The organism is Saccharothrix sp. DSM 118769, assembly GCF_052936295.1.
On record NZ_CP193627.1, the window covers coordinates 4,264,688 to 4,288,123 of the forward strand.

Here is a 23,436-nt window from a genome sequence, read left to right on the forward strand (position 1 = left end):
AGTGACCGCGTGCGGCGTTCATGCATGTCGAGAGGCCTTTCATGCGCTGCTACGTGCCCGCTTCTGCGCGATCTAGGGGTTGGTTACGCGCGAAACTACGGGTCTACGTGATTACCGCTTCTTCTCGGTGGACGCCTCTGGGAGTTCCGTTCGCGTTGACATGGAATACCGATGGCATATGCTTTCATCGGTTGGCGGGCGGTAGCGGCCTCTCCGGGGCTTTGCTCCTGAGGCTGCGACGGTGGACGGATGCCGGTGGGGATTGTTATATGTGAAGGCATGCGCAGTGACGTAGACGACCTCCTGTAGTCGAGCGAGCATGTCGATCAACCGCTGGACAGGATGCGGCATGCCTGCGCGAGTGATACGACCGAACGGCTGCTCGCTGGCGCCTGCACCACTGAGTGGGTTCGGGATCGCGTCGACGAATTCGCTTGAGGCAAGGTGGGGACCGACACCGCTGCGCGCCGGGCATCCAACCGACAGGGACATCCAGGTGGCCCGAGATGGCACCTGGCGCGCCTACGACGGCGTGTCATGTCCGTGCAGTCGGTAGTAGGCGACGACCGCCGGAGGGTCGGTCGTCTGCGGAGACAAGGGAGGGATTACATGTCGTTCACCAGCGAGGACCGCGGCGGGAACTGGCGGTCCGACCGTGCGCAGGGGGAAGCGCAAGCACAGGAGGAAGTGCCGCAGAGCCCAAGTGACGCGGACGACGCGGCTGATGAGAGAGGCAAGGGGTCGATGTTGGAGCGGGCATTTCACGTGCTGGAACAGGTCGCCGGCGGTAAGAAGCCGTTGAACCTCACCGAGATGAGCCGCGCTGCTCGGTTGCCGTTGCCCACCACCTACCGCCTGGCGAAGACCCTGGTGAAGCTGGGTGCGTTGGAGAAGGACGCCGGCAGGTACACCCTCGGTCCGGTGTGGCTGGAGTGGTGCGAGACGGTCGGAAGCGAACACGCGTGCACCTCGAACTGACGGCTGTGGCCCGCGATCGGCCCTCGGGCACAGGTGTCACCTCGCGGTTGTGAGGTCCCTCGAGCATCCTTCCGACGTGGTCGTGGTGGGCTCCGGAGTCGGGCCGGCACGTCACGATGTGCATGCTGGCACAGGCATTCCTCGCGGTCACCCGTGCGAGCCAGGGAAAAGAAGTGCCGCTCCAGGAGAGCAAGGCGACCGGCTGAGGCCGGTACTGCTGCCCTTCTCGACCGCGGCGATCCGAGGGCTGCTGGCCGCGACCGTGCTGACCCGCGTCGTCGACACGGTCGCCGCGATCGCCGCGATCTCTGGCACCAGGTCCATCTCGGCAGGGCCCTGATCGGCCACTATCGCCGACGCGGCGACCCACTCCCTCGAGATCTCGGAATGTAGTACAGGGTGGCCTGGTCGGTGATGGTCACTCCAGTATCAGCAGGGTGCGCCGTCCTGGAGCTGTCCGTCCTGGTGGTCGAGCACGACGCGTACGACGCGGCGCAGTGTCTTCGGGGCGGGCCGGCCGACTGCCTCGTGGCATCACCGAACTCGATACCAAGGGGATGCCGTTTGAGCACGCGGAGGGCGTCGACCCCGTTCGGACGAGGTCGACTACCCCCTGGTGCTGCATAGACCCCAGCTGACGAGGGGAGACGCAGTAGAGCCAGGCCAGCGTCCTGAACCAGGGATCACTCTCCGTTCTGCGGAAGATCCGAACGTGTAGGTGGTGCCGATGGGCTCGACATCCGGTGCGGTTCAGGTGGACGCTGGCGGCCTCTCTCCGGCGGCGTGCCACGGATTCATCGCCTCCACTCGATCGCGGTGCCGCCGTGTGGATCGGCAGATGTCGACCAGGTGGGAGGGAACGTGGGGCGGTCGACCAGGTGTCGATCGGCGAGTGCTTCGACCACGGCCCGGTAGGTCGTTCGCGCGCCCGCCTCGGCCTCTTCTAGGGTCGCCACCGGGATCTGCGCGGAGCAGTCGGCGATCATGTCGAACGGTTCCCGGTCGGTGAGGATGTCGAATCCGTGGTTGGCCAGGAACACGGTGTGGCTCATCGCGTCCTTGGTGTCCATGATGGACGCGCACTCCTCGAACGTCTTCGGCGTTCCGCGCTGCAAGTACGACACGTAGCACTTCCGCAGTCGGCTCTCCCGGCTCGACTCCAGCCAGATCCGCGTCGCGGGCTCGTCGGAGTACCAGGGCAGGCCCCAGGAGTCGAAAACGCCTGCGTCGTGGTCACGCAGAGCGCTCGTCACGGCCGCGTCGACGGCGCGTTCCACCGACAGGTCCGTGCGCTGCCAGTCGAGGGCTGGTGACCATTCCCCGTTCGGGTCATGCAGGTTTTCCCACAGGATCCGGGAAGCGCTGACGTACGGCACGTCCAGGCCGGTCGCCAGGCTTCGGCAGAGTGTCGTCTTCCCGGTCGCGGTCAAACCGGACACGATTATCTTCATCGGCCCGAAACTCCTCCGTTCGCCGGTGGGTGGGCGATCCTGAACGTGCGCCGGGTGTACTCGACCCGAGACTCGACCGTACTCGAAGTGGTGTGCGACGCGGCAACGAATGGTGCGGTAATCCGCTTGTTGGACGAAGCTGCAGCAGTTCCGCAATATTGCGGTTAATTATTCCGTGCCTCGTGGGTCGTGCTGGGTTCACCCGAAGCAGTGGTTCACTGGCTTCTTCGATGTCGGCGATCGGCCACACCACTACCCTCTGCCGCCGAAGGGACGAACGGGAGGGTATTCGATGCAACAGGTAAAACTGGCCGGATGCGTGATCAGGGATGACCGCGGCCGTGTTCTGCTGCTCCACCGCAACACGCCTGAACTGCGACAATGGGAAATTCCCGGCGGCAAGCTCTATCCGGACGAAGACCCCGAAAGCGCGGCCCGTCGGGAGCTGAGGGAAGAGATGGGGGTAGAAGTCGCCGTCGGTCAGAATCTGGGGACGCGGTCATTCGTCGAGAACGGGCGCACGATGGTCTACACATGGTTCCTGGCGCGGATCACCGCGGGCGAACCGCAGGCGTTGGAGCAGCACATCCACGACCGTTGGGGCTACTACCACGTGACCGAGCTCGCCGCGATGGTCGAGGAGTTGTCGCCGAACGCGCGGAACTTCCTGCGCGAGGTCACCGAGGGCAACATCAGCATTTGAACCTTGCGAGGATCCCATGCAGATCGTCGTGGGCGAGCCCTCGGTCCGGACGCGGCTGACGGAGCTGATCGCCGCGAACACGCGGGCCGACTACGTCTACTCCTGTCCACCCAGACAGGTGTGCCGGGCGTTCGACGACAGGACGGCCGCTGCCGTCCCCGGCGCGATCGCCCGTTCGCTGCACAGGTTCGACGACCTGAACCTCTACGTCCATGTGCCGTTCTGCCGTCAGATCTGCCGATTCTGCGACCTCTACGCCGTCGCGGACGTGAACAAGGACCTGGCCGGGTACGTCGATACCGTGCTCGACGAAGCCGCGAGGCTCGCGGACCTGACCGAGCGCAAAACCGTGACGACCCTCTACGTCGGGGGCGGCACGCCGTCGATCCTGCCGCCCGTCCTGCTGGAACGGCTCATCCGGTCCGTGCGCGTTCGGCGAGTCCGACTCCGATGCCGCCGGCCGGGGTGTCGGTGTTGTCGCGGCGGCCGACGAACTGCCAGCGGCGATTGTGCTGTTGGCCGGTGTGGCGGTGCCGGGGATGGTGCTGGTGCAGGCGGTCAAGGTCATCGCCGCCGCGACGGCGGCGAGCATCGGCTTTGTGCGGGTCCCGGTGTACATCAAGGTTTTCCGTGTCTGCGGTTGGTCATCGCGGGTAGAGCGCGTCGAGCAGCGCGCCGGCGAGGTCGTCGCGGAAGGCGATGCGGCTGCGGTCGACCGGGGTGGAGGAGGGGCGGCCGCGCGGTGGGTGCAGCTCCAGGTGGATCAACAGCACGCCGGGCCGTTCGGCGTCGCCGTGCGGGGCGAGGGTGATCTGCTCGCCGTCGCGCCAATGCCGTCGGCGCCGCCGGCCAGGCCGGTGGTCATCGCCGCAACTCCGGCGATCTGCACCTGGCGGGTGAGGGCGGCGAGGTCCGGGTCGGCCTGGAACCGGGTCAGGTACTCGCCCAGCGGCGCGGCGCCGAACAGGTCGAGCTTGATCGCGACCTGGTTGTCGGCCGACCACAGCTCACACCAGGTGGAGTCGCTGCCGTAGCGGTAGAAGCCTGCTCCCAGCCGCCGCTGCCAGGTCTGGTCGGGTAGCGCGCTGCACAGCATCTGCGAACTCGTGGCCTCGTTCGCCGTCCACACTCGAACAACCGCTGGCCCGTGGCCAGCTCCGTGTGCCGGTACTCGCTACAGCTGTCCGGGTCGGGTGCGCGGTCGCACACCTCAGGTCGGGAGCCGTCGCCGGATGCCGACGCGGCACCGCTGATCTGAGGTCGGGCAGTGCCACTGACGAGGGTGCTACAGGTGGACAGCATCATGACGGCCGCCAGGAGCGCGGCGCCGAGAAGTCTCGGGTGGTTCACTGCGTGCCTACCGCGGACAGGATCTTCTCGACCAGCTTCTTCGACCGCTGTTCGCAGTCGGGGTGTCGATCCGGACGATCTGCACCGACGGGAGGGCGTCGTCGTCACGGTGGTCCTCGACGATCGTGGTATCCGGGTCCCAGCCCGCGACGGTGCGGCACTGCCCGGCGCGCATGCCCGTGACCGCCTTGTAGCCGGCGATGTCGGCGGCCTGGTACTCGTCGGGCGAGACGGTCAGGTCGCGTGCGGGGTCCTCGGCGACGCCGTAGACCACGGTGACCTCACCGCCCCCGGCCCCGGCCTTGCCCTGGGGGATGACGGTGCCGCCGGAGCCGGGGCCGATGCTGCACTCGTAGACTTCCTGGGGCTGGATCTCCGCGTCGGGTCCGAAGTCGTCGACCACGGCGGTGAGCGCCTGGCACGGGTCACGCAGCGCCAGCGGCACCGTGGGCTGCGTGCGGCCCGTGTCGTAGCGTGGCAGGTCGCGCCACCGGTCCATGATCTGTCCGACGTGGTCGCGGGCGAGTCGCACACCGGTCGCACGACGTTGTCGCGGTCGTCGGCGTGCACGTCGAGCACGACAGCGTAGGTGCCGTCCAGCGGCCGGCAGTTCGCAACCGAGCTGCGGTGCGCCTTCTCCTTGACGTAGAACTCGACGCCGCCGATCTGCTCGGGCGCCGCCTCGCGGCGCAGTGCGGCGTTGTACTCCTGCGCCACCCGCAGGTACATCGTCCAGGTGGAGTCGAACTCCTACTCGTGCAGCCGCAGGGTGCAGGTGTCGAAGCCGTCGTCGGAAGACATCAACTCGCCGCCGGTGCTGCCCTCGCCGGATACCTTCTCGGCCGCGACGGGATCGTGCAGGGCACGCGCGTCGATCTCCCGATAGCGGGCACCCACGGCGCATTTCGCTGAGAAACCTCCATGACGGGGCAACGGAGCTCCTTCGGAACAAGCTGTCCTGGTTGACCGCCTGCACCGACGAGATCCGTTGCCCTGCGTAGTGCCTCCTGCAACTGCATTGCGTGACCAGCGGAAACGCTGACTGCCCGCCCTTGGGGCAAGCCCCGTGGGCAGGCCGGCCCGGTTGACCGGCCCGCCCACGGATCGGGTTCAGCGGACGTGGATGTTCGGCTGGGGCGGGGTGCTCATGCCGCTGCCGAGGAAGAAACTCGGGTGTGGCGGCTGGTTGTAGGCGGTGTTCTGCCAGGCGATGGCCACGCGGTACTGGGTGTCGTGCATCAGGGTGTGGATCCGCCGGTCGGTCTGCGTCGTCGTGGCGTAGATGCGCAGCGCGGCGTTGTCGTCGCGCGGCAGGATGACCTCCTCGCGCCAGTCGCCGAACAGGTCACCGGAGAGCGAGGGGGTCGACTTGGTGCCGTTGACGGAGTGCGCCCCGGTGCCGGTGAGCAGGCGGGTGTCACCGCCGGTGCCGTACTTGTCGACGTGGTTGCCGTCCAGCAGTTCCCGCACCGGGTCGGCATCCCACCAGGCGAGGAAGTTGGCGCTGCCCGGCGTGCGCCCGATGTTGCCGCCGGAGCCGTTGAACAGGCTGGTCAATCCGGTGCCCCTGCCCCAGAACTCGGCGCCGGGGTTCCCGGCGTAGATGTCGCCGGCCGCGCCGCGGGCCGGGCCTTCGCAGCTGCAGGTGTTGTTCTTCTGCATGATGACCGCGCCGTTGTTGGCGTCGCGCAGGGTCGCGGCGGCGCCGGAGCTCTGCTCGTGGATCTGCCAGATCTCCTTGCCGGGGCGGTTGGGCAGGAAGTCCCCGACGTGCAGGGCGTCGCCGTGGGCGTAGAAGTTGGTGGTGTAGCGCCCGGTGCCGTTGGCGTTGATGGTCATGCCGCCGTAGATGATCTCGTCGGTGCCGTTGCTGTCGACGTCGGCGATGGACAGGGAGTGGGTGCCGCGGCCGCCCCACTGGCTGCCCGCGGAGCTGGAGTCGAACTTCCAGCGCCGGGTGAGCTGCCCGTCGCGGAAGTCCCACGCCGCGATGGCGCTCTTGGCGTAGTAGCCGCGGCCCATGATGATGCTGGGGCGCTGCCCGTCCAGGTAGGCGGTGCCGGCCAGGAACCGGTCGCCCCGGTTGCCGGTGCAGTCGCCCCAGTCGCAGATGTTGCCGCGGGCGGGGTCGAAGGGCACCGTGGACATGACGGCGCCGGTGAGGCCGTTGAAGACGGTCAGGTACTCGGGTCCGGTGATGATGTAGCCGGAGGAGTTGCGGTGGTCGGCGTCGGCGTTGCCGATCACCTGACCCGTGCCGGACACCGTGCCGTCGCCGGTCTTGACCGCCAGCTCGGCCCGGCCGTCGCCGTCGTAGTCGTAGACCTGGAACTGGGTGTAGTGCGCGCCGGCGCGGATGTTGCGGCCCAGGTTGACGCGCCACAGCCGCTGTCCGTTGAGCCTGTAGGCGTCGATGTAGACGTTGCTGGTGCGACCGGACTGGGAGTTGTCCTTCTGGTCGCTGGGGTCCCACTTGAGGAAGATCTCGTACTGGCCGTCGCCGTCCGCGTCGCCGACGCTCGCGTCACCGGCCGTGTAGGTGCTCCCCGGCCGGGAGATCGGCACGTCCAGGTGGTTGCCGCCGGTGAAGCGCACCGACGGCGCGGACGGCGCCTGCTCCACCCCGTCCACGATCGCGCGGACCGTGTACGACGCGTCCCCCGCCGCCCCGGGGTCGAGGAAGTTGGTCGAGTCGGTGATCGGCGAGCCGTTCACCTTCGTCGAGCCCCGGTAGACGTTGAACCCGGTCGAGGGCGACTCGGTCCCGAGCAGCCGCCACGAGACCAGGTTGCCGGACCCGGAGCGCACGCTGACCAGGCCCCGGTCGAGGTCCTCCACCTGCTTGCCCGAAGGCGGGTCGCCCGCGGCGTCGACCTCGAGGTAGTCGACGTTCGCCAAGCCCTCTGCGGTGGTCGGGCTCAACCGGATCGTGTTCGTGCCGGCGTTCACGGGGACGGTGAGCGTCTTCGAGGACCAAGTGGTCCAGGCACCGGTCGGGGCGAACGCGGTGCCCGGGTGGGCGACCGCGTCGTTGACCAGAACGTCCGCGGGGCGGTTGCCGGTCCCGCCATTGGCGTACCGGACGGCGATGGTCGTGGAACCCGCCGCGGGTGCCGTGACGGTGAACTGCGCGGCCGCCCCGACCGCGTTGTCCGCGTTGCAGAACCCGCTGCCGGAGTAACCGGCGTGATTGGACTCGAGGGCACCGGCGCAGGTGGCCGGTGTGCTTTCCGCCTCGTAGCGGGTCGGAGCCGCCGACGCCGGGGAGATGGCGACACCGCTCCCGACAGCGGTCAAGGCGACGCCGACGGCGAGCAGCGCGACGCGCCGCCCGGGCAAGAACGGGGGGACGGCCCGTCCCCGAACAAAGTTGATGAGCACTGTTGCTCCTTCGTCACAGCTTCTGGGAACGCTCCCAGTAGTGGCGAGGCGTCATCCCGCACCAGCAAAGCCGCAGGATGGTGCCACGTCGGACATGAAACGTTTCAATGAACGCGACGGCTACCGGAAAGCGCTATCCGGGTAAGAGGCACCTCAGTCGCGGGTCGCTCGGGCGGCCTTGGTGATCGTGTGGATCCGTTGGCGCCCATGACGTTCTGGCGCCAACGCTGCCGGGGTAGACCGTACGAACGTCGCCGTCCCGGTGTCAACAGCCTCGGCGCAAAGTCTCGGTCGGAACCGGACTGCGGGGCCCGCGTGGCAGTCGCTTCGGGAGGCCCGGATGCCGGGCGTGGTCCTGGTGGCGTCGGCACCACCTGATATGGCGCTTGTCACAGCTCTCGGCGATTCCTATGCTCGGAAAGCGCTTACCTCATCCCTCGACGACGGGTGGACGATGGATACGGCTCACGGGCTCCGCATCGGCGCCCTCGGCGCGACCGCGGCGCTGCTGGTCTCCGGCTGCCTCGGCGGCCGGCCGGCGGAAGGGGGAGCCGGCGGTGACGGGCCCATCCGCATCGGCGTCTCGTTGCCGCTGACCGGCGACTTCTCCGAACCGGGCAAGGGCGTGCAGCGCGGCTACGAGGCGTGGGCCGAGCACGTCAACGCCAACGGCGGGCTGCTGGGCCGCGAGGTCGAGCTGATCGTCCTGGACGACCAGTCCAGCGCCGACCGGGTCGCCGCCGACTACGAGAAGCTCATCAACTCCGACGGTGTCGACCTCGTCTTCGGGCCGTTCTCCACCCGCCTGGTCATCCCGGCCGCCCAGGTGGCGCGCGACTACGGCATGTTGTTCGTGGAACCGGCGGGCGCCGCGCGTGAGGTGTTCGAGCAGGGCTTCGACAACCTGTTCTACGCCGCGCCGGCCATCGCCCAGGACCACTACGACCACCTGGCCGAGGCGATCACCGCCATCCCCGAGGCCACCCGCCCGAAGACCGCCGCCTACGCGGTGATGGACGATCCGTTCGCCCAGGGCACCGCGAACGGCCTCAAGGAGGAGTTGGCCGCCGCCGGCATCCGGACCGTGGTCGACGAGGTGTACCCGCCCAACACCACCGACTTCGGCTCCATCGCCGCCAAGATCGCCGACTCCCGCGCGGACGTCGTGGTCGGCGGCACCCAGTACCAGGACGCGGTGAACCTCATCGTGGCCCTGCGCCAACTGGACTACCAGCCGAAGTTGGCCGCGTTCTCCACCGCGCCGACCAACCCCGAGTTCGCCAGGGCCATCGGTGCGCAGACCGAGGGCATCCTGTCCCCGACCGGCTACACGCCCGAAGCCGACTACCCGTCCAACCGGGAGTTCGTCGACTTCCACACCCGCGAGACCGGCTCCCCGCCCACCGAGGACGAGGCCAACGCCTGGACCACCGGCCAGGTCGTCGCCGCCGCCGTCACCGCGGCCGGCTGCGCCGACCCCTCGCCGGAGTGCCAGCGCGAGCTGATCGACTGGTTGCACGCCAACGAGGTGCAGACCGTCGTCGGCCCGCTGCGGTGGGACTCCGCGGGCCGACCGCAGGGCGCGCACCTGATCCAGCAGTACGTCGGCGGGAAGATCCGCATCGTGCTGCCCGCCGACGCGCGGGAAACCGAGCTGGTCTACCCCAAGCCCGCGTGGTGAGCCCGGGTGTCCCTCGTCTTCCAGAGCCTCGTCCTCGGCGTCCTGATGGGCGGCCTCTACGCCCTGTTGGCCGCCGGTCTCACCCTCTACTTCGGCGTGATGCGCGTGGTGATGATCGCGCACTCCGCGTTCCTGGTGCTGGCCGCGTACCTGGCCTGGGCGTTCACCGTCGGGACCGGACTGGACCCGATGCTGTCGCTGCCGGTGACGGTGCCGCTGTTCTTCGCCTTGGGCGTGGCCGTGCAGCGACTGCTGGTCGCCCGCCTGCGCACGGCCACGCTCACCATGATGTCGGTGCTGCTGACGTTCGCGGTGGCGCTGGTCGTCGAGGGCGTGCTGGGGTTCGTCTTCACCGGTACCCACCGCCGCGTGCCGCTGTCCTACTCGGGTGCGCGGCTGGAGCTGTTCGGCGCCAACGTCGCACTGGTCAAGCTGATCGCCTTCGGCCTGGCCGCGGTGACGCTGGCCGGGCTGCACGTGCTGCTCAAGGTGACCAGGTTCGGCCAGGCGCTGCGGGCCACCATGCAGCACCGCGAGGCGGCCCGGCTGCTCGGCGTGGACACCGACCGGGTCGCCGGGTACGGCTTCGGGCTCGGCCTGGCCACCGCCGCCGTCGGCGGCACCGCCCTGGCGCTGGACTCCACCATCTACCCGTCGCTGCACTGGCACTGGATCGGGCCGCTCATGGCGATCATCGTGGTCGGCGGCCTGGGCAGCGTCGCGGGCGCGGCCGTCGCGGCGCTGCTGCTGGGCATCGGGCAGAACCTCCTCCAGATCCCGCTCGGCACCACGTGGGCGCAGACGTTCTTCTACGCCGCCCTGTTCGTGACGCTGATCCTGCGCCCGCGGGGATTCTTCGGAGGCCGCCTTGCGCAGCGGTTCTGAGCAGGTGTTGAAAGCCGTCGGCCTGGTCGGCCTGGCCGCCTTCCTGGTGGCGTTCCCCCGCCTGGCCCCGGACCCGTTCGTGCTGTCGGTCGGCGTGGTGATCATCAGCTACGCGGTGCTGGCCACGGCGTGGAACTTCGTCGGCGGGTTCACCGGCTACATCTCGCTGGGCCACGCCGCCTACTCCGGCCTGGGCGGCTACGCCACCGGCCTGCTGGTCCTGCGGGCCGGCATCGACCCGTGGCCGGCGTTGCTGCTCGGCGGGGTGGTGGTCGCGGTGCTGGCGGTGCCCGTCGGCGTCGCCGCGCTGCGGGCGCGGGGCGCGTCGTTCGTCATCGTGTCGATCGCGGTGGTGCTGGTCCTGCTGCTGGTGTTCCAGAGCTGGGGATCGGTGACCGGTGGCTCCGACGGGCTGCGCGTGCCGCGCCCGTTCGGCCCGGACGTGCTGCGGCCCGAGCAGCACCAGCGGTTCTTCCACCTGCACGCCGTGCTGCTCGCGGTGGTGCTGCTGTGCTGGTGGCTGATCGACCGCTCGCGCTTCGGCATGGGGCTCAAGGCGATCCGCGAGGACGAGGACAAGGCGCGGTCGCTCGGCGTGCCGACGGTGCGCTACAAGCTGGCGGCGTTCGTGGTCTCCGCGTTCTTCACCGCGCTGGGCGGCGGCCTCTACGCCCTGTGGTTCGGCTTCCTCGACCCCGTCTTCCAGTTCTCCATCCTGGTCGGCGCCAACATGGTGCTGATGAGCCTGCTCGGCGGCGTGCGCAGCCTGTTCGGGCCGCTGGTCGGCGCGGTCGTCGTCGGCTACGCCACCGAGTTCTTCAAAGCCCGCTACGGCGACACGCAACTGCACCTGGTCGCCACGGGCGCGCTGCTCGCGGTGGTGGTGCTGTTCCTGCCCGACGGGATCATCCCCGCACTGCGCGGGCTGGTGGACCGGCTGCGGCCGGCGCGGGCGTCGATCCGCGAGATCACCCAGGAGGAACTGGCCGAGGAGGTGCGACGGTGACGGCGGAGCGGGGCCTGCGGGTCGAGGGCCTCACCAAGTCCTACGGGGGCGTGCGGGCGGTGGACGAGGCGTCCGTGACGTTCCGGCACGGCCGGATCAACGCCCTGATCGGCCCGAACGGATCGGGCAAGACGACGTTCTTCAACTGCGTCACCGGGATGGTCAAGCCGGACGCCGGCACGGTCACCTACCACGGCCGCGACCTGACCGGACGGCCCGCGCACCGGATCGCGCACGCGGGCATCGGCCGCAGCTTCCAGCTGTGCCGGGTGTTCCCGCGGCTGACCGCCGTGGAGAACCTGCTGGTGGCGGTCCGACCCGGCTCGGTGCTGCGCGCGTTGGCCCCGGCCCGCCGCCAGGCCGACGTGGACCGGGCGCTGGGGCTGCTGACCCGCGTCGGCATCGAGCACCTGGCCGACGTCGAGGCCCGGGACCTGTCCTACGGCCAGCAGAAGCTGCTGGAACTGGCGGGCGTGCTGATGGCCGAACCGGAGACGATCCTGCTCGACGAGCCCGCCGGTGGGGTCAACCCGGCGCTGGTCGACCGGATCGGTGCGCTGATGCGCGAACTCAACGCCGAGGGCCGGACCTTCCTGATCGTGGAGCACAACATGGACGTGGTGATGAGCCTGTCGGATCACGTGGTCGTGTTCGACCGGGGCCGTCCGATCGCCCAGGGCCCACCGGACGAGGTCCGCGCCGACCCCCTCGTGCTGGCGGCCTACCTTGGCTGCTGACCTGCTCGGACTCGTCGACGTCGAGGCCGGCTACGGGCGCGCGGCGCTGGTGCTGCGCGGGCTGACCGTGCGGGTGCCGCCCGCGTCGGTGGTCTGCCTCGTCGGCCCCAACGGCGCGGGCAAGTCCACCGTGCTCAAGGTGGCCAGCGGGCTGCTCGCGCCGCGCGCCGGCCGGATCACCCTGGACGGGCGCGACGTCACCGGCCACGGCCCGCAGGAGCTGCTGGCGGCCGGCCTGTCGCACGTGCTCCAAGGGCACAGCGTGTTCCGCGAGATGACGGTGGGGGAGAACGTCCTGCTCGGCGCGTACACCGTGCGGGACAAGGCTGAGGTGGCCGAGCGGGTCGACTTCGTCCGGACGCTGTTCCCGGTGGTGGGCGAGCGGTGGGGCGCGTTGGCGGGCGCGTTGTCGGGTGGGCAGCAGAAGCAGGTAGAGTTCGCCCGCTCGCTGATGGTCAACCCCCGCGTGGTGCTGCTGGACGAGCCGTCGATGGGGCTGGACCCGAGGGCCACCGCGACGGTGTTCGAACAGGTCGTGCGAATGCGCGACGCGGGCACGGCGGTGCTGCTGGTCGAGCAGAACGCCCGGCGCGCGCTGGAGGTGGCCGACCTGGGCTGCGTGCTGGACCTGGGTCGGGTGCACATCAGCGGCCCGGCCGGCGACCTGCTGGCCGACCCGCGACTGGGCGAGCTGTACCTGGGCCGCGCCGCACGCGATTCATGACGCACCGGTACCGCCGCCGGGCATCCCGCGCCCCGGGCGAATCCCGGATCCGGTTCTTCCGAGGCGACCGGCGATTCCGGCCCCCTCGGGGAGGGAGACAACGATGGGCAAGCGCAGCCGGCGAGCCACCGCGGTCGTCACCGCCGTGATCGCCGCCCTGGTGGTCGCGACCCCGACCTGGGGCGCACCCGACGACCCGATAGCCGACCCGATCCCGCGAGACCCCGTCCCCTCCCGGTTCGGCCTCGTCCTGGCGGAGGTCGCGCGGTTACAGAGGTTAAATGAGCGATGGCGGATGTCGTGATCATGCTGTCGTCGTGAGGGGCAGTCCGGTTTGGGCGAGGCAGCCGTCGAGCACGTCGGGCCGGTACTGGATCTTCTTCAGTTTCCTTTTCACCACCCGTGTCAGGTGGTCGAGGTCGGCCGCGGCGAAGTCCGTCAACGACCGCTTGAGCAGTGACCACACGCCTTCGGTCGGGTTCAACTCCGGTGCGTAGGACGGCAGGTGCACCACCCGCAGCCAGTCCCGGTTGGCGGTGATGAAGTCGACCATCCCGTGCGCCTTGTGGACATTGAGGTTTGTCGGGTGCGGGACTCACCGGGTGTCCTCGTCGGTGTCGTGGCGGCGCGTGTCGCCGCTGTTCGGGGTGATGCGGGTGCGGTCGTGGGTATCGGCGTGGCCGCGCAGCGTCGCGGCGGTGCCGCGCAGGCGTTGGGCGAGCGGGCCTGGCACGCGGGTGGCTCGTCGATCCAGCAGGTCGGTGCGTTCGCGCAGCAGGGGCGGCGTAGTGGTCGGTGCGGGCGATGTTGCCGCAGCCGGGGACGCAGTGGTCGAGGCTGGGGTGTTGCGCACGCCGTCGCGGTGGCACAGCGCGGTGGCCCGTTTGTAGTGGCACAGCAGCAGGGCGTGCGGGTTGTCGTAGAGCATCGCGTCCTCGTTCGCGAGCAGTCGCCGCGCGGTCGTGGCGGTGATGACCGTGCCGGCGAAGCGGGGCGCGGTCGCGGCGGCGCGGCGGGCGGCCGGACCGGACACGCCGACGCCTTCGTGCAGGTCGTGGTGCAGGTCGGCGACGGTGTCGGCGACCGCGCAGATGGTCTCGACATCGAGCAGTTCGTCGATGCCGCCCTGCCCCCGGGAGGCGTAGCCGGCCGACACGGCGGTGCGCAGGTGCCCGTACTGGATGGCCAGGGCGACCAGGCCGCCTGGTTTGCGGGCGATGTGCAAGGCCAGGGACCTGCGGAAGCGGGCGGTGCCGATTCGGCCGTGGGGGTCGGGCGGGATGACCTCGCCGGTAAGACCGCGGGTGGTGGCCTCGGCGTTGGTCCAGGTCACGAAGGCTTCGATGCGCTCGCTCAACGCGTTGCTTTTGAGCGCGCCCGTGTCGCGTCGGGTCCTGTACAGGTCGTGCACGTTGCGGTCGAACAGCAGGTGTCCTGCAGGGACCATGCGCTCCAGGACACGGATGGCGTGGACGACGGGGGTGATGGCGACCCAGGGCGCTTCGCGTTCGCGGCCGGTGGACTGGTGGACGCCGTGTTCGTCGGTGGCGGTCTTGTATTTGTTGCCGCGGATGAGGTGCCGTCCGGTCGAGCCGTCGGCGTCGGGTTCCAGGTTGGGGCAGCATCTGATGCGCAGTCCGAGGACTACTGGTGGAGGGGTGTTATTCCGACCGTGCGGTATTCCTCCGCAGCGTCGCTGTTCTGTCAGCGGTCAGCCGACCTGAGTCTGTGGTCAGGTGAGTTGGCCTGTGGGTGGTTCGTCGGCAATTGATCTGGCTTGACCTCACTCTCGACGGTGTTGGCTGACGGTGCCTGATCGCCACTACTCGGTGGCCAGCGCGGTCTGCGGCCCTGGTCAGGAAATAAAGCGACAGCCCGTACGCGCGGGGATTACCGTCCGTCGCATGTTGGATGCATCCCTCACGTGGCAGCCGCTTACCCGCGAGGACGCCAAGGCGTCGGCCGACCTGCTCAACGCCATCGAGGCCGTGGACAAGATCGGTGAGAACTACACCGAGGAGGACACCCTCACGGAGCTCCTCGACCCCTACACGGACCTGGAGCGCGGGAGCCTCGCCGCCTTCGACGGCGACGTGATGGTCGGCTACATGAAGATTCGCTACAAGCCGTCTGCGGAAGAGGTCCATCGGGTCTTCCTGGACGGCGGGGTCCACCCTGACTACCGCCGCCGGGGTGTCGGCACCGTGCTCGTGGAAGCCGGGGTGGCGGCGGCGAAGGTGCTGCACGCACTGCATCAGCCAACACTGAAGCTCGTGGTCGACGTCCATAAGAGCGAGCACATCGCCGGCGTTCCCGAACTTCTCCGCTCCCAGGGCTTCGCGCCGGTCCGCTACTTCCAGCGCATGGAACACTCACTCGGCGACGCGCTCGGCGCCGTGGCGATCCCCGACGGGCTGCGGGTCGAGCCGTGGTCGGAGCAGAACGACGAAGATTTCCGGGTGACCCGGAACGGTAGTTGTCAAGTCAAGTGAGACACGTTGTGTCTATGGGACCGGTTGTGGTTGATCGACGGGTTGGTTGATCCACGCCACGTCGGGCAGTGCGGGTGGGCGGGGTCGGCGTGCGAAGCGCTCGGGGTGTCGGGCGTGGGCGCGGTCGAGGACGGCCTGGCGTTGGTCGCGGATCTGTCCGGCGGTGCCGAAGTGCACCGACGCCGGGGTGTGCATCCCGATTCCGGAATGACGGTGCTCGTGGTTGTAGGACAGGAAGAAGCCCTCGCAGAACAGGCGCGCGTCCTGCAGTGATCCGAACCGGTCGGGGAAATCGGGCATGTACTTCAGGGTCTTGAACTGCGCTTCGGAATAGGGGTTGTCGTTGGAGGTGCGCGGGCGGGAGTGGGACCGCAGGACTCCGAGGTCGACGAGGAGTTCGGAGACTGGTTTGGAGACCATCGCGCCGCCTCTGTCGGCGTGGATTGTGTGTGGTTCGGTGCCGTTGCGGGCGATGGCGTCGGCGAGGAAGTCCTTCGCCACCACCGCGTCCTCTGCGGCGGCGACCAGCCATCCGGTGACGTAGCGGGAGAAGATGTCCAGAATGACGTAGCACTTGTACCAGACGCCTTTGGTCGGTCCTTTCAACGCGGTGATGTCCCAGGACCACACCTCGCCCGGACCGCGGGCGGACAGCTCGGGCCGGACCCGCGGCGGGTGGGTCGCCACCCGGCGGCGTTCGCGGACCTGGCCCGCGGCGCGCGCGATCCGGTACATCGTCGAGATCGAGCACCAGTACCGGCCCTCGTCCAGTTCACGCGCCCAGACCTGCGGGATCGCCAGGTCCCGGTAGGCGGGCGAGGTGAGCACCTGCAACACCTGGGCACGCTCACCGGCGTCCAGGGTCTGGGGCGGGGGCGTCCGTGCCGGCCACGGCCCGTGCACCGGGCCCTTCGGGTTGAGATGCCGGTAATGCGTCGCCCGGGACGACCCGGTCAGTACACACGATTTCCTCACCGAGACGCCCGCCGCGCGCAGTTCGGCGAACGCGCTCGTCAGGACCTCGTCGGCGGCCTGTCGTCCTCCGCGCCCCCGGACAGTTCTTCCAAGCTTGAGATTTAACCCTTCTTCTTCCCGCTCCCGGCCTTCCGGGTGTCCGTTTTGCGAATTTCCGATCCGATGTGGTGGCGCGGAGCTGGAGTGCTCGTTCGGCCGGGCGGACGTCCTGGTCCGGGGTGGCTGGTTTTCGGCAGGCGGGCGGGAGTGCCGAGCCGGCGGCGCAGATGACGAAATGCCCGCCGGACCCGCTGGGGTGTCAGGGGTTTGCCGGGCAGGGTTCGTCGTTCCCAGGGACGCCGCAGGTCGGCGGAAAGACTTCGGGCGAGCCGGAGTTGGACGTACGCGGCGATCAGAAGCCAGGTCCAGCGGATCGCCTGCTCGGGGTGACGGACTCGCGCGGCGGTCCATCCCAGTTGCGACTTCATCAGTCGGAAGGTGTGTTCCATGTCGAAGCGGCGCAGGTAGGCGCGCCAGCACACGTCCAGGTCGGGTGCCTGCGGGCCAGAGTGCCACAACCACATGGTGCGGTGCGGACTCCGTCCGTCGGGCAACCGCTCGACGCGGACCTCGATCACGGTGCCCTCGATGACAGGCAGCCGGGTGAACAGCTCGGGCTGCATCCGCGCGAAATACCCCGTGCGTTGCACCTTCTGGTGCATCCCATGCCAGGCGCGGACCTCGACCCTGCCGTAGTTGGTGGTGTCGGGCACGACCAGGGACTGGTCAGGGCGGCGTGACTGCTCCGCCGCGGCCAGCTCGAACCTGTTGCCGTGCACGCCTTTCCGGCCAGGGCCGGGTTTGCGAGGACCGGGTCGGCCGTCGTAGAACACCCGATCACCGGCGATGCGCACCAGTAGCTGGACCTCGGTGTCACCGAGCGCATGAGTGAGCGCGGCAGCGGCGTAACCCTGGTCCAGGACGAACAACGGTGCCGGCCGGTCGGTGCACTCCGTTCGCGAGGCCACCCGGGCGGTCAGGTCGCGGATCTGTTCTGCTGTCGTGGTTACCGGACACGAACCCTGCGGCAAGCGGCGCGCGTCGACCGGCAGCGTCCACGACGAGCTGCCCCATTCCAATCCCATCACCCACTGGAACTGCCAGCCCGGCACCACTTTCCGATCGCCGTCGCAGCGGCACGGCGCGTAGTGCAGACCCCGATCCGGTGAGCATTCGGCGTTCGGGCGGGGGTAGGTGGTCGCGTCGACGCCGAACACCAGAGGCGCGTTGGCCGGGAGTTGATCGGCCAGCAGATCGCGGATCCGATCCTCGTCGACCACCCCGTCGGCGAGTGCGTCGTAGAGGGCGCCGTGCCCGCGGCGGAAGACCGGCGCCAGCGACAACTCGACCAGCGAGGTCACCGGGCCGTCAGTACAGATCACTGCGTCCGCCAGTTCGAACAACGCGTCCGCACGAGCATTCAGGCACTCGTAGAACACCTCACGGAACCGGGACAACGCCGACAGCGCCTCCGTGCCGGCGTCCTCGTGCAGCACACCCACCCCCACAGCCGTCAGGCTTGGCCGATCCGATCTCGACCCCAAGCGAGAGGACATGATCACCAGAAACCGGGCCCGCTGTCTGCTGAACAGCTAAACCTGCTCGCACCAGTTCAAGGGTTGGTTAAATCTCAAGCCAAGAGCGCGTGCGCTTTTCCCATGATGTCCAGCGCCATCCGGGTCTTCGCGAGGTCCGAGGTCAACTTCTCGTTCTCGCGGCGCAGCTTCTCCAGCTCGATCTGTTCGGCGGATTTCCTCGCTGGTTTCGGCGACGTGCCGGGCTCGGCGGGACTACCGGTCAGGCGTCCCGCGTCACGCGCCCTGGCCCATTCGATGATGTGGGAGGAGTAGAGGCCCTCACGGCGCAGGATTGCTCCCTTCTCCCCGTTGGGTGCGTTCTCGTACTCGGTGACCACGGCCAGCTTGTAGTCCGGGGTGAACACCCGGCGCGACGGACGTGGCGCCGGGTCGGGCTTCTCACCGTGGGAGGAGGACCGGGACTGCTTGTCGGATGGCGAGGACACGTGCACGAGCATCTCCGATCCCGCCCTCGATCATGAACCCACCCTCACACAGGGTGTCTCACGCAAGTCTGACCAAGAGGGGAACGAGTCGTTCAAGGACCACTGGGGCGCGGTACCGATGCCGGTGGACCTGTGGAAGAACAAGATCACCAACCAGACGTTCCGGCCCGAGGTCAGCTTCCTGCTCCGGGAGGTAGCGAACGGGGCTCCGGTGGGCATGCTGGTGACCATGTCCTGGGAGGCCGATACGGTGGCCACCGGCGTCCGCGACGCGCACTTCATGCTCATCGGAACACTCCCGGACTACCGGAAACGGGGCGCCGCCAGCGCCCTGATTGGGCACGCACTGCGGGCCGCCGTCGACCAGCACTACGACCGCGCCAGCCTGAGCGTGGACTCGGCGAACCCCTCCAGGGCGTCCGGGGTCTTCGAGAAGACCGGCTTCACACCGACGATGCGGTACGTGCGCTGGGCCCTCGAAGTCTGATGCGCACGCGCTCAAGGGCGACAACCGCTGAGGAACCGAGCAAGCCCCCCGCGGCCTTGGAAACGGCCTTCTCAACGGACCAACGCAGCTAGTGGCGCGTCTCGGAGGGTTGACCCGGTAATCGATCGGTTCGGCTGATCGGCGAGGCTGGTCCCGCATGTCGAGTGCGGGAGGTGGTTGTGGCTCGTCGGCCGAGCGTGTTCGTCCGGGCGTTGTCGATGGAGGAAGGCCGGAAGATCCAGCGGATCACCAGAACCGCGAAGGACCCGGTGCGGCTACGCCGGGCGATCGTGGTGCTGATGTCCGGCCAGGGCCAGGCGGTCCGGGACATCACCTCGTTGATGCAGGTCAGCGAGGATTACGTCCGTGATGTGATCCACGCGTTCAACGAGCGGGGGTTCGCGGCGCTGGACCCAAAATGGAGCGGCGGGCGGAGTCGGACGATCGGTGAGGCGATCCGTGAACGGATCTGCCTGATCGCCCGCACTGCGCCCGCCGACTGGGGCATCACCGCGTTCTCCACCTGGTCGCTGTCCAAGCTGCGCGACCACCTGCTCGACCGCGGCACCGTCGCCGCGATCAGCCGGGAAACGCTGCGCCGCATCCTGCGCGACGCCGGCGTCTCCTGGCAGACCACCACCACCTGGAAGGCCTCCACCGACCCGGACTTCCTCGCCAAGATGCAGCGGATCCTCGATCTCTACGACCACCCACCCGCCGACGGCAGGGTGATCTGCGTCGACGAGTTCGGACCGCTCAACCTGCTGCCGCGCAAGGGCAAAGCCTGGCGACCCACCGGGTCGCCGCGCCGATTACGGGCGACCTACAACCGCCACCACGGCGTGATGCACATGCTCGCCGCACTCGACCTGACCACCGGAAAGATCCACTACCGCATCCGGCGCCGCAAACGCCACCGCGAGTTCCTCGACCTGCTCAAGACCCTGCGCGCCCGCTGGCCCGACCAGCGGCTCTACCTGATCATGGACAACTTCTCCCCGCACCGGCACCCCGACGTCCGCCAGTGGGCCGCCGAGAACGACGCTGAGTTGGTGTTCCTGCCGACCTACTCCAGCTGGTTGAACTGGATCGAGGCGGAGTTCGCCGCCCTGCGCTACTTCGCCCTCAACGGCACCGACCACCTCACCCACGCCGAACAGAACGCCGCCATCGGCTCGTTCATCCGCTGGCGCAACGCCCGCGCCCAGCCCAAGACCGGCTTCGCCACCGACTCACCCATCCGCACCTGGACCCATTACCGGCCAAGGCTGCATGACAAGCCACCGGCTCGTCACGTACCTCGGGACGATGTCGTCGACGGAACTGTGAGAAATGATTTATCGCCGTTCTATGAACGTGAAACGCGTGACCTGATCCGGGCGATGGGCCGTTGTCGGACGTGGACCGGACTTGGAGCGTGCGTGGCAGCGGAACGACAGGTCGGCAGTGGCATTTTCATCTCTTACCGGCGTTCTGATTCGGGTCCGTGGGTCGGGCGGTTGGCCGATGGCCTGCGGGACTACTTCGGGGACGAACGGGTCTACCGGGACATCGACTCGAACCTGCCCGCGCAGGACTACGTCCAGCGGCTCGAAGGGGCCTTGCGGTCGTCAAGAGCGGTCATCGTGGTGCTGGGCGAGCACTGGGCCAGCGAGGTCGACGGGGTAGGGAAGCGCCGGCTCCACTCACCGGGTGATTGGGTCCGGCGGGAGTTGGAGACCGCGCTGCGCAATGGGATAGCGCTCGTGCCGGTGCTCGTCGGGCGAGCCGGGATGCCAGCGAAGGAAGACATTCCCGAAAGCCTGTGGACGCTCGTGCGGCAGCAGGCCCTTCGTCTTTCCGACGAGGACTGGAAATACGACTTCCGCCGCCTGCTGGAAGCACTGGAACGGCGCGGCGTCCTGCCGTCGTACGACCCGCACACCGATGAGAAGCTCGACCTCAAGCAGGCGCTCACCAAGTCCAAGCGGTACGAGCGGACGTTGCGCGCCACGCGGCTTGGGGCGTTCCACGCCCTCGTCGGCGCGGTCGAACTGCTCGGGTACCCGCAGGTCGCGCTAGACGAGGAGGCCGTAACGGTCGTCTTCACCATTACCACCATGGGCGTCACGCGCCAGGTCACGGCCGCAGTGGTGGAGGCGGGGGACGGCCGGTCCACCGTCGTGATCGACTTCGCGTCGGTCAAGAACCGGGTGCTCGCCGCGGGCGCCGTTTTCGCAGTCATGGCGAACCCGTTGCTGGTGGTGGCCGGCGCGGGGGTGCCTTCCGCGCTGCATGCGATGGAGCGGCGCTTCGCCAAGGGCTTTCTGGGCAACGTGCAGGGCGTCCTGGATGGGCGCGGTGTGGTCGAGGATTCGTCGCTCCTGCCGGGCGTTCGGAAGTGGCGGGACAGGCGGCGTGAGGTGTAGGATGCTTCGTCGAATTTCCCGAAGTGTTCTTTCGTAAATTCGTGAACTTCATTTCGCAATTTTGCGAGATCGTTGACAACCCCCACGAAACCAGTCGAACACTATGCACGTCGACAGGCCTGGACCGCTGTCGATCCAGTCACCACCGCTCCGACGTGCAGCGGCTCGGCGTCTCCGCTGTCGACGGGCTCACCGAGTCCTATCACGCTGCCCGGCACCCGCCAGCCTCGACGCGCGAGGAAGTCTTCCGCGTGCGAGCGGGGGTGGTCCCGGCCCCGCTGCCGGGGCCGCAGCCTGAGGAGTGGATCACATCACGCACGTACTCGGCGCTGACCTGCATCAACGACGTGATGTCCGGCACCGCCTGCCCCCGGACCGACATCAACACCACGATCGCCCGACGCAGACGCACCGGGTCCTTCGCGGTTCGCCCGATCCGGGCCAGCTTCCGGCCCTCCTCCATCGACAACGGCCGGACGAACACTTCAAGACGACGACCCACGACCACCTCCCGCTCGACAGGGGAGAACCAGCCTGGCCCGTCGGACCTCCGCAGTACCCTGCTCGCCATGCCGAGCGACGAGGCCAAGCACGTCTTCGTGTCCTACGTGCGGGAAGACGCGGAGAAGGTCGACCAGCTGTGCGAAGCGCTGGACGCGGCCAACATCCCGTACTGGCGGGACAAGACAGCGCTTGCTCCCGGCGACCAGTGGAAGCAGAAGGTCCGCGACGCCATCCGTTCTGGCTCCCTCGTCTTCCTGGCCTGCTTCTCAGAGCAGACCAAGGCGAAGCCCAGGTCGTACATGAACGAGGAGCTCACCCTCGCTGCTGAGGAGTTCCGCCAGTATCCGCCAGAAGCGACCTGGCTCATCCCCGTCCGCTTCGATGACGTGGAGGTCCCCGCTTGGGATCTTGGTGCGGGCCGGACCCTCAGCGACCTCAACTATGCGGATCTGTTCGGTAGTAGGTACGTGCCCAACCTGGTCAGCCTCACGAACACGGTCAGCAAGGTCATAGGTACCACCAGCCCTGACCCGGCGACAGTACGGGCCTCGGTCGAGGAAGCCGATGACGCCGACCGGCTGACCAAGCTTCGCCAGCTAACTAAGGACATGATCCTTGACCCGGCCAAGCGCATCGAGTTGAACGACCTCATCACCGACGAAGCGCAACGAATCTCGACGGCAATGCGGGATGGAGAGCGGTTTCCGACAGACCGGCTGGGCGGAACGAACGACGAGCATGTAATGCGCTGCGCCGAGGTTACCGCGGACTACTGGAAGCTTGCCGAACCCTTTTGTGCTTCTCTTCAGATCGCGGCTCGATGGGGTGAAGGGCAGGTACTTGCACCGTGGGCATCGGCGCTCAGGACGATCGCAAGTGAGGCCACCAAGTCGGTGGGCGGCAACGTCGCACTGCTGCACCTGCGGCACGTTCCTGCCTTCACCGCAACGTTCACTGCGGCCTTGGCCGCTGTAGGAGACGGACAGTGGAACAACCTGAAGACCCTTCTGCTAGATATCACCCTGCCAAGCGAGCATGGAGGGGGACGTGACCCGCTTATGCAAGTGGAGCACGTTTGGACCGTCTTCGATGAGTGGCAAGACTTGCTTCCAAACGTCGTCGCGCGAGCTGCCCAGACCGGTAAAGAACCTCGCGCCGTCTACAAGATGTTTGCCAGCAACCAGGCCACTCGGCTCCTGACACCAGTGGCTGACTGGCTATACGCCATCCTCCGGCCGCACTTCAAGGACCAGTACACGGATGACGTTGCATACGACGAAGCATTCGACAGGACTGAAGTGCTGCTCGGCTTGCTCTCGCAGGACATCTGGAATGCTTGGATTGGGACTGACCCGGAGCGTGCCTGGTCGAAGCGTTCCTACTGGTTCGGCCGATCGACATGGCGCGCCCGGTACGGGGGCGGGGCTCTAGCGGACGTCACCACGGAGATCGAGACGCAAGGAACGTCCTGGGCACCGTTGGCCGCAGGTCTGTTTGGCGGACGGCTTGAACGGGCTACTACGGCGGCTAAGGACTATGCTGAAGGGTTCAATAAGATGGCTCGTCCTCGCTGATCAGCTTCCGCCCCCTCCGTCATAGCGGAATTGACGAA

At 68.2% G+C, this 23,436-nt stretch carries 22 protein-coding genes and 2 pseudogenes; 13 read left to right on the forward strand and 11 right to left on the reverse strand.

What is annotated here, in order from left to right:
- The first annotated feature begins 609 nt into the window (after positions 1 to 609).
- The gene (locus ACRAKJ_RS18590) at positions 610 to 978 is read left to right on the forward strand and encodes a helix-turn-helix domain-containing protein (protein ID WP_438925493.1); all 369 of its coding nucleotides are present in this window, start codon (positions 610 to 612) and stop codon (positions 976 to 978) included.
- A 794-nt stretch (positions 979 to 1,772) separates the two neighbouring features.
- On the opposite strand, the gene ACRAKJ_RS18595 is transcribed toward ACRAKJ_RS18590, so the two are convergent.
- A complete protein-coding gene (locus ACRAKJ_RS18595) occupies positions 1,773 to 2,417 on the reverse strand; it encodes a hypothetical protein (RefSeq protein ID WP_438925492.1) in 645 nt (214 codons plus the stop codon).
- Between the two features lie 304 nt (positions 2,418 to 2,721).
- On the opposite strand from ACRAKJ_RS18595, the gene ACRAKJ_RS18600 reads away from it, so the two are divergent.
- Complete coding sequence (locus tag ACRAKJ_RS18600) at positions 2,722 to 3,132, forward strand: NUDIX domain-containing protein (protein WP_438925491.1); 411 nt, start codon at positions 2,722 to 2,724, stop codon at positions 3,130 to 3,132.
- Positions 3,133 to 3,148: 16 nt separating this feature from the next.
- Positions 3,149 to 3,520 (forward strand): annotated as a pseudogene (locus ACRAKJ_RS18605) (coproporphyrinogen-III oxidase family protein); the annotation flags it as partial.
- Positions 3,521 to 3,776: 256 nt separating this feature from the next.
- Here ACRAKJ_RS18605 and ACRAKJ_RS18610 read toward each other — a convergent pair.
- The 5 genes from ACRAKJ_RS18610 to ACRAKJ_RS18630 all read right to left on the reverse strand — a co-directional run bounded on the left by ACRAKJ_RS18610 (position 3,777) and on the right by ACRAKJ_RS18630 (position 7,863).
- A complete protein-coding gene (locus tag ACRAKJ_RS18610) occupies positions 3,777 to 3,905 on the reverse strand; it encodes a hypothetical protein (protein WP_438925495.1) in 129 nt (42 codons plus the stop codon).
- Positions 3,896 to 4,261, reverse strand: a complete 366-nt coding sequence (locus ACRAKJ_RS18615; RefSeq protein ID WP_438925490.1) for a hypothetical protein — start codon at positions 4,259 to 4,261, stop codon at positions 3,896 to 3,898. The genes ACRAKJ_RS18610 and ACRAKJ_RS18615 overlap by 10 nt, the downstream gene beginning before the upstream one ends.
- A 228-nt stretch (positions 4,262 to 4,489) precedes the next feature.
- Complete coding sequence (locus tag ACRAKJ_RS18620; protein ID WP_438925489.1) at positions 4,490 to 5,014, reverse strand: hypothetical protein; 525 nt, start codon at positions 5,012 to 5,014, stop codon at positions 4,490 to 4,492.
- Between the two features lie 218 nt (positions 5,015 to 5,232).
- Entirely contained in the window at positions 5,233 to 5,379 is a 147-nt protein-coding gene (locus tag ACRAKJ_RS18625) for a hypothetical protein (RefSeq protein WP_438925488.1), read from the reverse strand.
- 213 nt (positions 5,380 to 5,592) lie between these two features.
- Complete coding sequence (locus tag ACRAKJ_RS18630; RefSeq protein ID WP_438925487.1) at positions 5,593 to 7,863, reverse strand: rhamnogalacturonan lyase family protein; 2,271 nt, start codon at positions 7,861 to 7,863, stop codon at positions 5,593 to 5,595.
- A gap of 454 nt (positions 7,864 to 8,317) precedes the next feature.
- Between ACRAKJ_RS18630 and ACRAKJ_RS18635 the strand changes: the two genes are divergently transcribed.
- The 6 genes from ACRAKJ_RS18635 (at position 8,318) to ACRAKJ_RS18660 (ending at position 13,200) form a co-directional block, all read left to right on the forward strand.
- Positions 8,318 to 9,544, forward strand: a complete 1,227-nt coding sequence (locus ACRAKJ_RS18635) for an amino acid ABC transporter substrate-binding protein (RefSeq protein ID WP_438925486.1) — start codon at positions 8,318 to 8,320, stop codon at positions 9,542 to 9,544.
- Between the two features lie 6 nt (positions 9,545 to 9,550).
- Entirely contained in the window at positions 9,551 to 10,429 is an 879-nt protein-coding gene (locus tag ACRAKJ_RS18640) for an ABC transporter permease subunit (protein ID WP_438925485.1), read from the forward strand.
- Positions 10,413 to 11,435 (forward strand): ABC transporter permease subunit, encoded by a 1,023-nt coding sequence (locus ACRAKJ_RS18645; RefSeq protein WP_438925484.1) that lies wholly within the window; start codon positions 10,413 to 10,415, stop codon positions 11,433 to 11,435. Before ACRAKJ_RS18640 ends, ACRAKJ_RS18645 begins: the two co-directional genes overlap by 17 nt.
- Positions 11,432 to 12,172, forward strand: a complete 741-nt coding sequence (locus ACRAKJ_RS18650; protein WP_438925483.1) for an ATP-binding cassette domain-containing protein — start codon at positions 11,432 to 11,434, stop codon at positions 12,170 to 12,172. The genes ACRAKJ_RS18645 and ACRAKJ_RS18650 overlap by 4 nt, the downstream gene beginning before the upstream one ends.
- Positions 12,162 to 12,896 carry an ATP-binding cassette domain-containing protein gene (locus ACRAKJ_RS18655; RefSeq protein ID WP_438925482.1) on the forward strand — a complete coding sequence of 245 codons (735 nt, stop codon included), beginning with the start codon at positions 12,162 to 12,164 and terminating at the stop codon, positions 12,894 to 12,896. The genes ACRAKJ_RS18650 and ACRAKJ_RS18655 overlap by 11 nt, the downstream gene beginning before the upstream one ends.
- Before the next feature lie 103 nt (positions 12,897 to 12,999).
- Complete coding sequence (locus ACRAKJ_RS18660) at positions 13,000 to 13,200, forward strand: hypothetical protein (RefSeq protein WP_438925481.1); 201 nt, start codon at positions 13,000 to 13,002, stop codon at positions 13,198 to 13,200.
- Here ACRAKJ_RS18660 and ACRAKJ_RS18665 read toward each other — a convergent pair.
- Together ACRAKJ_RS18665 and ACRAKJ_RS18670 are read right to left on the reverse strand one after the other, a co-directional pair.
- A pseudogene (locus tag ACRAKJ_RS18665) lies at positions 13,201 to 13,476 on the reverse strand (transposase); the annotation flags it as partial.
- Between the two features lie 15 nt (positions 13,477 to 13,491).
- Positions 13,492 to 14,343 (reverse strand): hypothetical protein, encoded by an 852-nt coding sequence (locus ACRAKJ_RS18670; protein WP_438925480.1) that lies wholly within the window; start codon positions 14,341 to 14,343, stop codon positions 13,492 to 13,494.
- Between the two features lie 457 nt (positions 14,344 to 14,800).
- On the opposite strand from ACRAKJ_RS18670, the gene ACRAKJ_RS18675 reads away from it, so the two are divergent.
- The gene (locus ACRAKJ_RS18675; RefSeq protein ID WP_438925479.1) at positions 14,801 to 15,388 is read left to right on the forward strand and encodes a GNAT family N-acetyltransferase; all 588 of its coding nucleotides are present in this window, start codon (positions 14,801 to 14,803) and stop codon (positions 15,386 to 15,388) included.
- 12 nt (positions 15,389 to 15,400) lie between these two features.
- Here the strand turns inward: ACRAKJ_RS18675 and ACRAKJ_RS18680 are convergent, their stop codons facing one another.
- The 3 genes from ACRAKJ_RS18680 to ACRAKJ_RS18690 all read right to left on the reverse strand — a co-directional run bounded on the left by ACRAKJ_RS18680 (position 15,401) and on the right by ACRAKJ_RS18690 (position 18,437).
- The gene (locus tag ACRAKJ_RS18680; protein ID WP_447009055.1) at positions 15,401 to 16,225 is read right to left on the reverse strand and encodes a transposase; all 825 of its coding nucleotides are present in this window, start codon (positions 16,223 to 16,225) and stop codon (positions 15,401 to 15,403) included.
- Positions 16,226 to 16,464: 239 nt separating this feature from the next.
- On the reverse strand, positions 16,465 to 17,898 hold the full coding sequence (locus tag ACRAKJ_RS18685; RefSeq protein WP_438925477.1) for an NF041680 family putative transposase: 1,434 nt from the start codon (positions 17,896 to 17,898) through the stop codon (positions 16,465 to 16,467).
- A 134-nt stretch (positions 17,899 to 18,032) separates the two neighbouring features.
- Entirely contained in the window at positions 18,033 to 18,437 is a 405-nt protein-coding gene (locus ACRAKJ_RS18690; RefSeq protein ID WP_438925476.1) for a transposase, read from the reverse strand.
- A 106-nt stretch (positions 18,438 to 18,543) separates the two neighbouring features.
- On the opposite strand from ACRAKJ_RS18690, the gene ACRAKJ_RS18695 reads away from it, so the two are divergent.
- From ACRAKJ_RS18695 to ACRAKJ_RS18705, 3 genes are all read left to right on the forward strand, one after another.
- On the forward strand, positions 18,544 to 18,912 hold the full coding sequence (locus ACRAKJ_RS18695) for a GNAT family N-acetyltransferase (RefSeq protein ID WP_447009056.1): 369 nt from the start codon (positions 18,544 to 18,546) through the stop codon (positions 18,910 to 18,912).
- 179 nt (positions 18,913 to 19,091) lie between these two features.
- Positions 19,092 to 21,320, forward strand: a complete 2,229-nt coding sequence (locus ACRAKJ_RS18700) for an IS630 family transposase (protein ID WP_447009057.1) — start codon at positions 19,092 to 19,094, stop codon at positions 21,318 to 21,320.
- Positions 21,321 to 21,361: 41 nt separating this feature from the next.
- Complete coding sequence (locus ACRAKJ_RS18705; RefSeq protein ID WP_438926489.1) at positions 21,362 to 23,398, forward strand: TIR domain-containing protein; 2,037 nt, start codon at positions 21,362 to 21,364, stop codon at positions 23,396 to 23,398.
- Positions 23,399 to 23,436: the final 38 nt, after the last annotated feature.

What these genes read in the sequence shown, in the direction of transcription:
- ACRAKJ_RS18600 (WP_438925491.1), top strand. Translation starts at nt 2,722, where the DNA reads ATGCAACAGGTAAAACTGGCCGGATGCGTGATCAGGGATGACCGCGGC.
- ACRAKJ_RS18675 (WP_438925479.1), top strand. Translation starts at nt 14,801, where the DNA reads ATGTTGGATGCATCCCTCACGTGGCAGCCGCTTACCCGCGAGGACGCC.
- ACRAKJ_RS18695 (WP_447009056.1), top strand. Translation starts at nt 18,544, where the DNA reads ATGCCGGTGGACCTGTGGAAGAACAAGATCACCAACCAGACGTTCCGG.
- ACRAKJ_RS18590 (WP_438925493.1), top strand. Translation starts at nt 610, where the DNA reads ATGTCGTTCACCAGCGAGGACCGCGGCGGGAACTGGCGGTCCGACCGT.
- ACRAKJ_RS18660 (WP_438925481.1), top strand. Translation starts at nt 13,000, where the DNA reads ATGGGCAAGCGCAGCCGGCGAGCCACCGCGGTCGTCACCGCCGTGATC.
- ACRAKJ_RS18670 (WP_438925480.1), bottom strand. Translation starts at nt 14,343, where the DNA reads ATGGTCCCTGCAGGACACCTGCTGTTCGACCGCAACGTGCACGACCTG.
- ACRAKJ_RS18635 (WP_438925486.1), top strand. Translation starts at nt 8,318, where the DNA reads ATGGATACGGCTCACGGGCTCCGCATCGGCGCCCTCGGCGCGACCGCG.
- ACRAKJ_RS18690 (WP_438925476.1), bottom strand. Translation starts at nt 18,437, where the DNA reads ATGCTCGTGCACGTGTCCTCGCCATCCGACAAGCAGTCCCGGTCCTCC.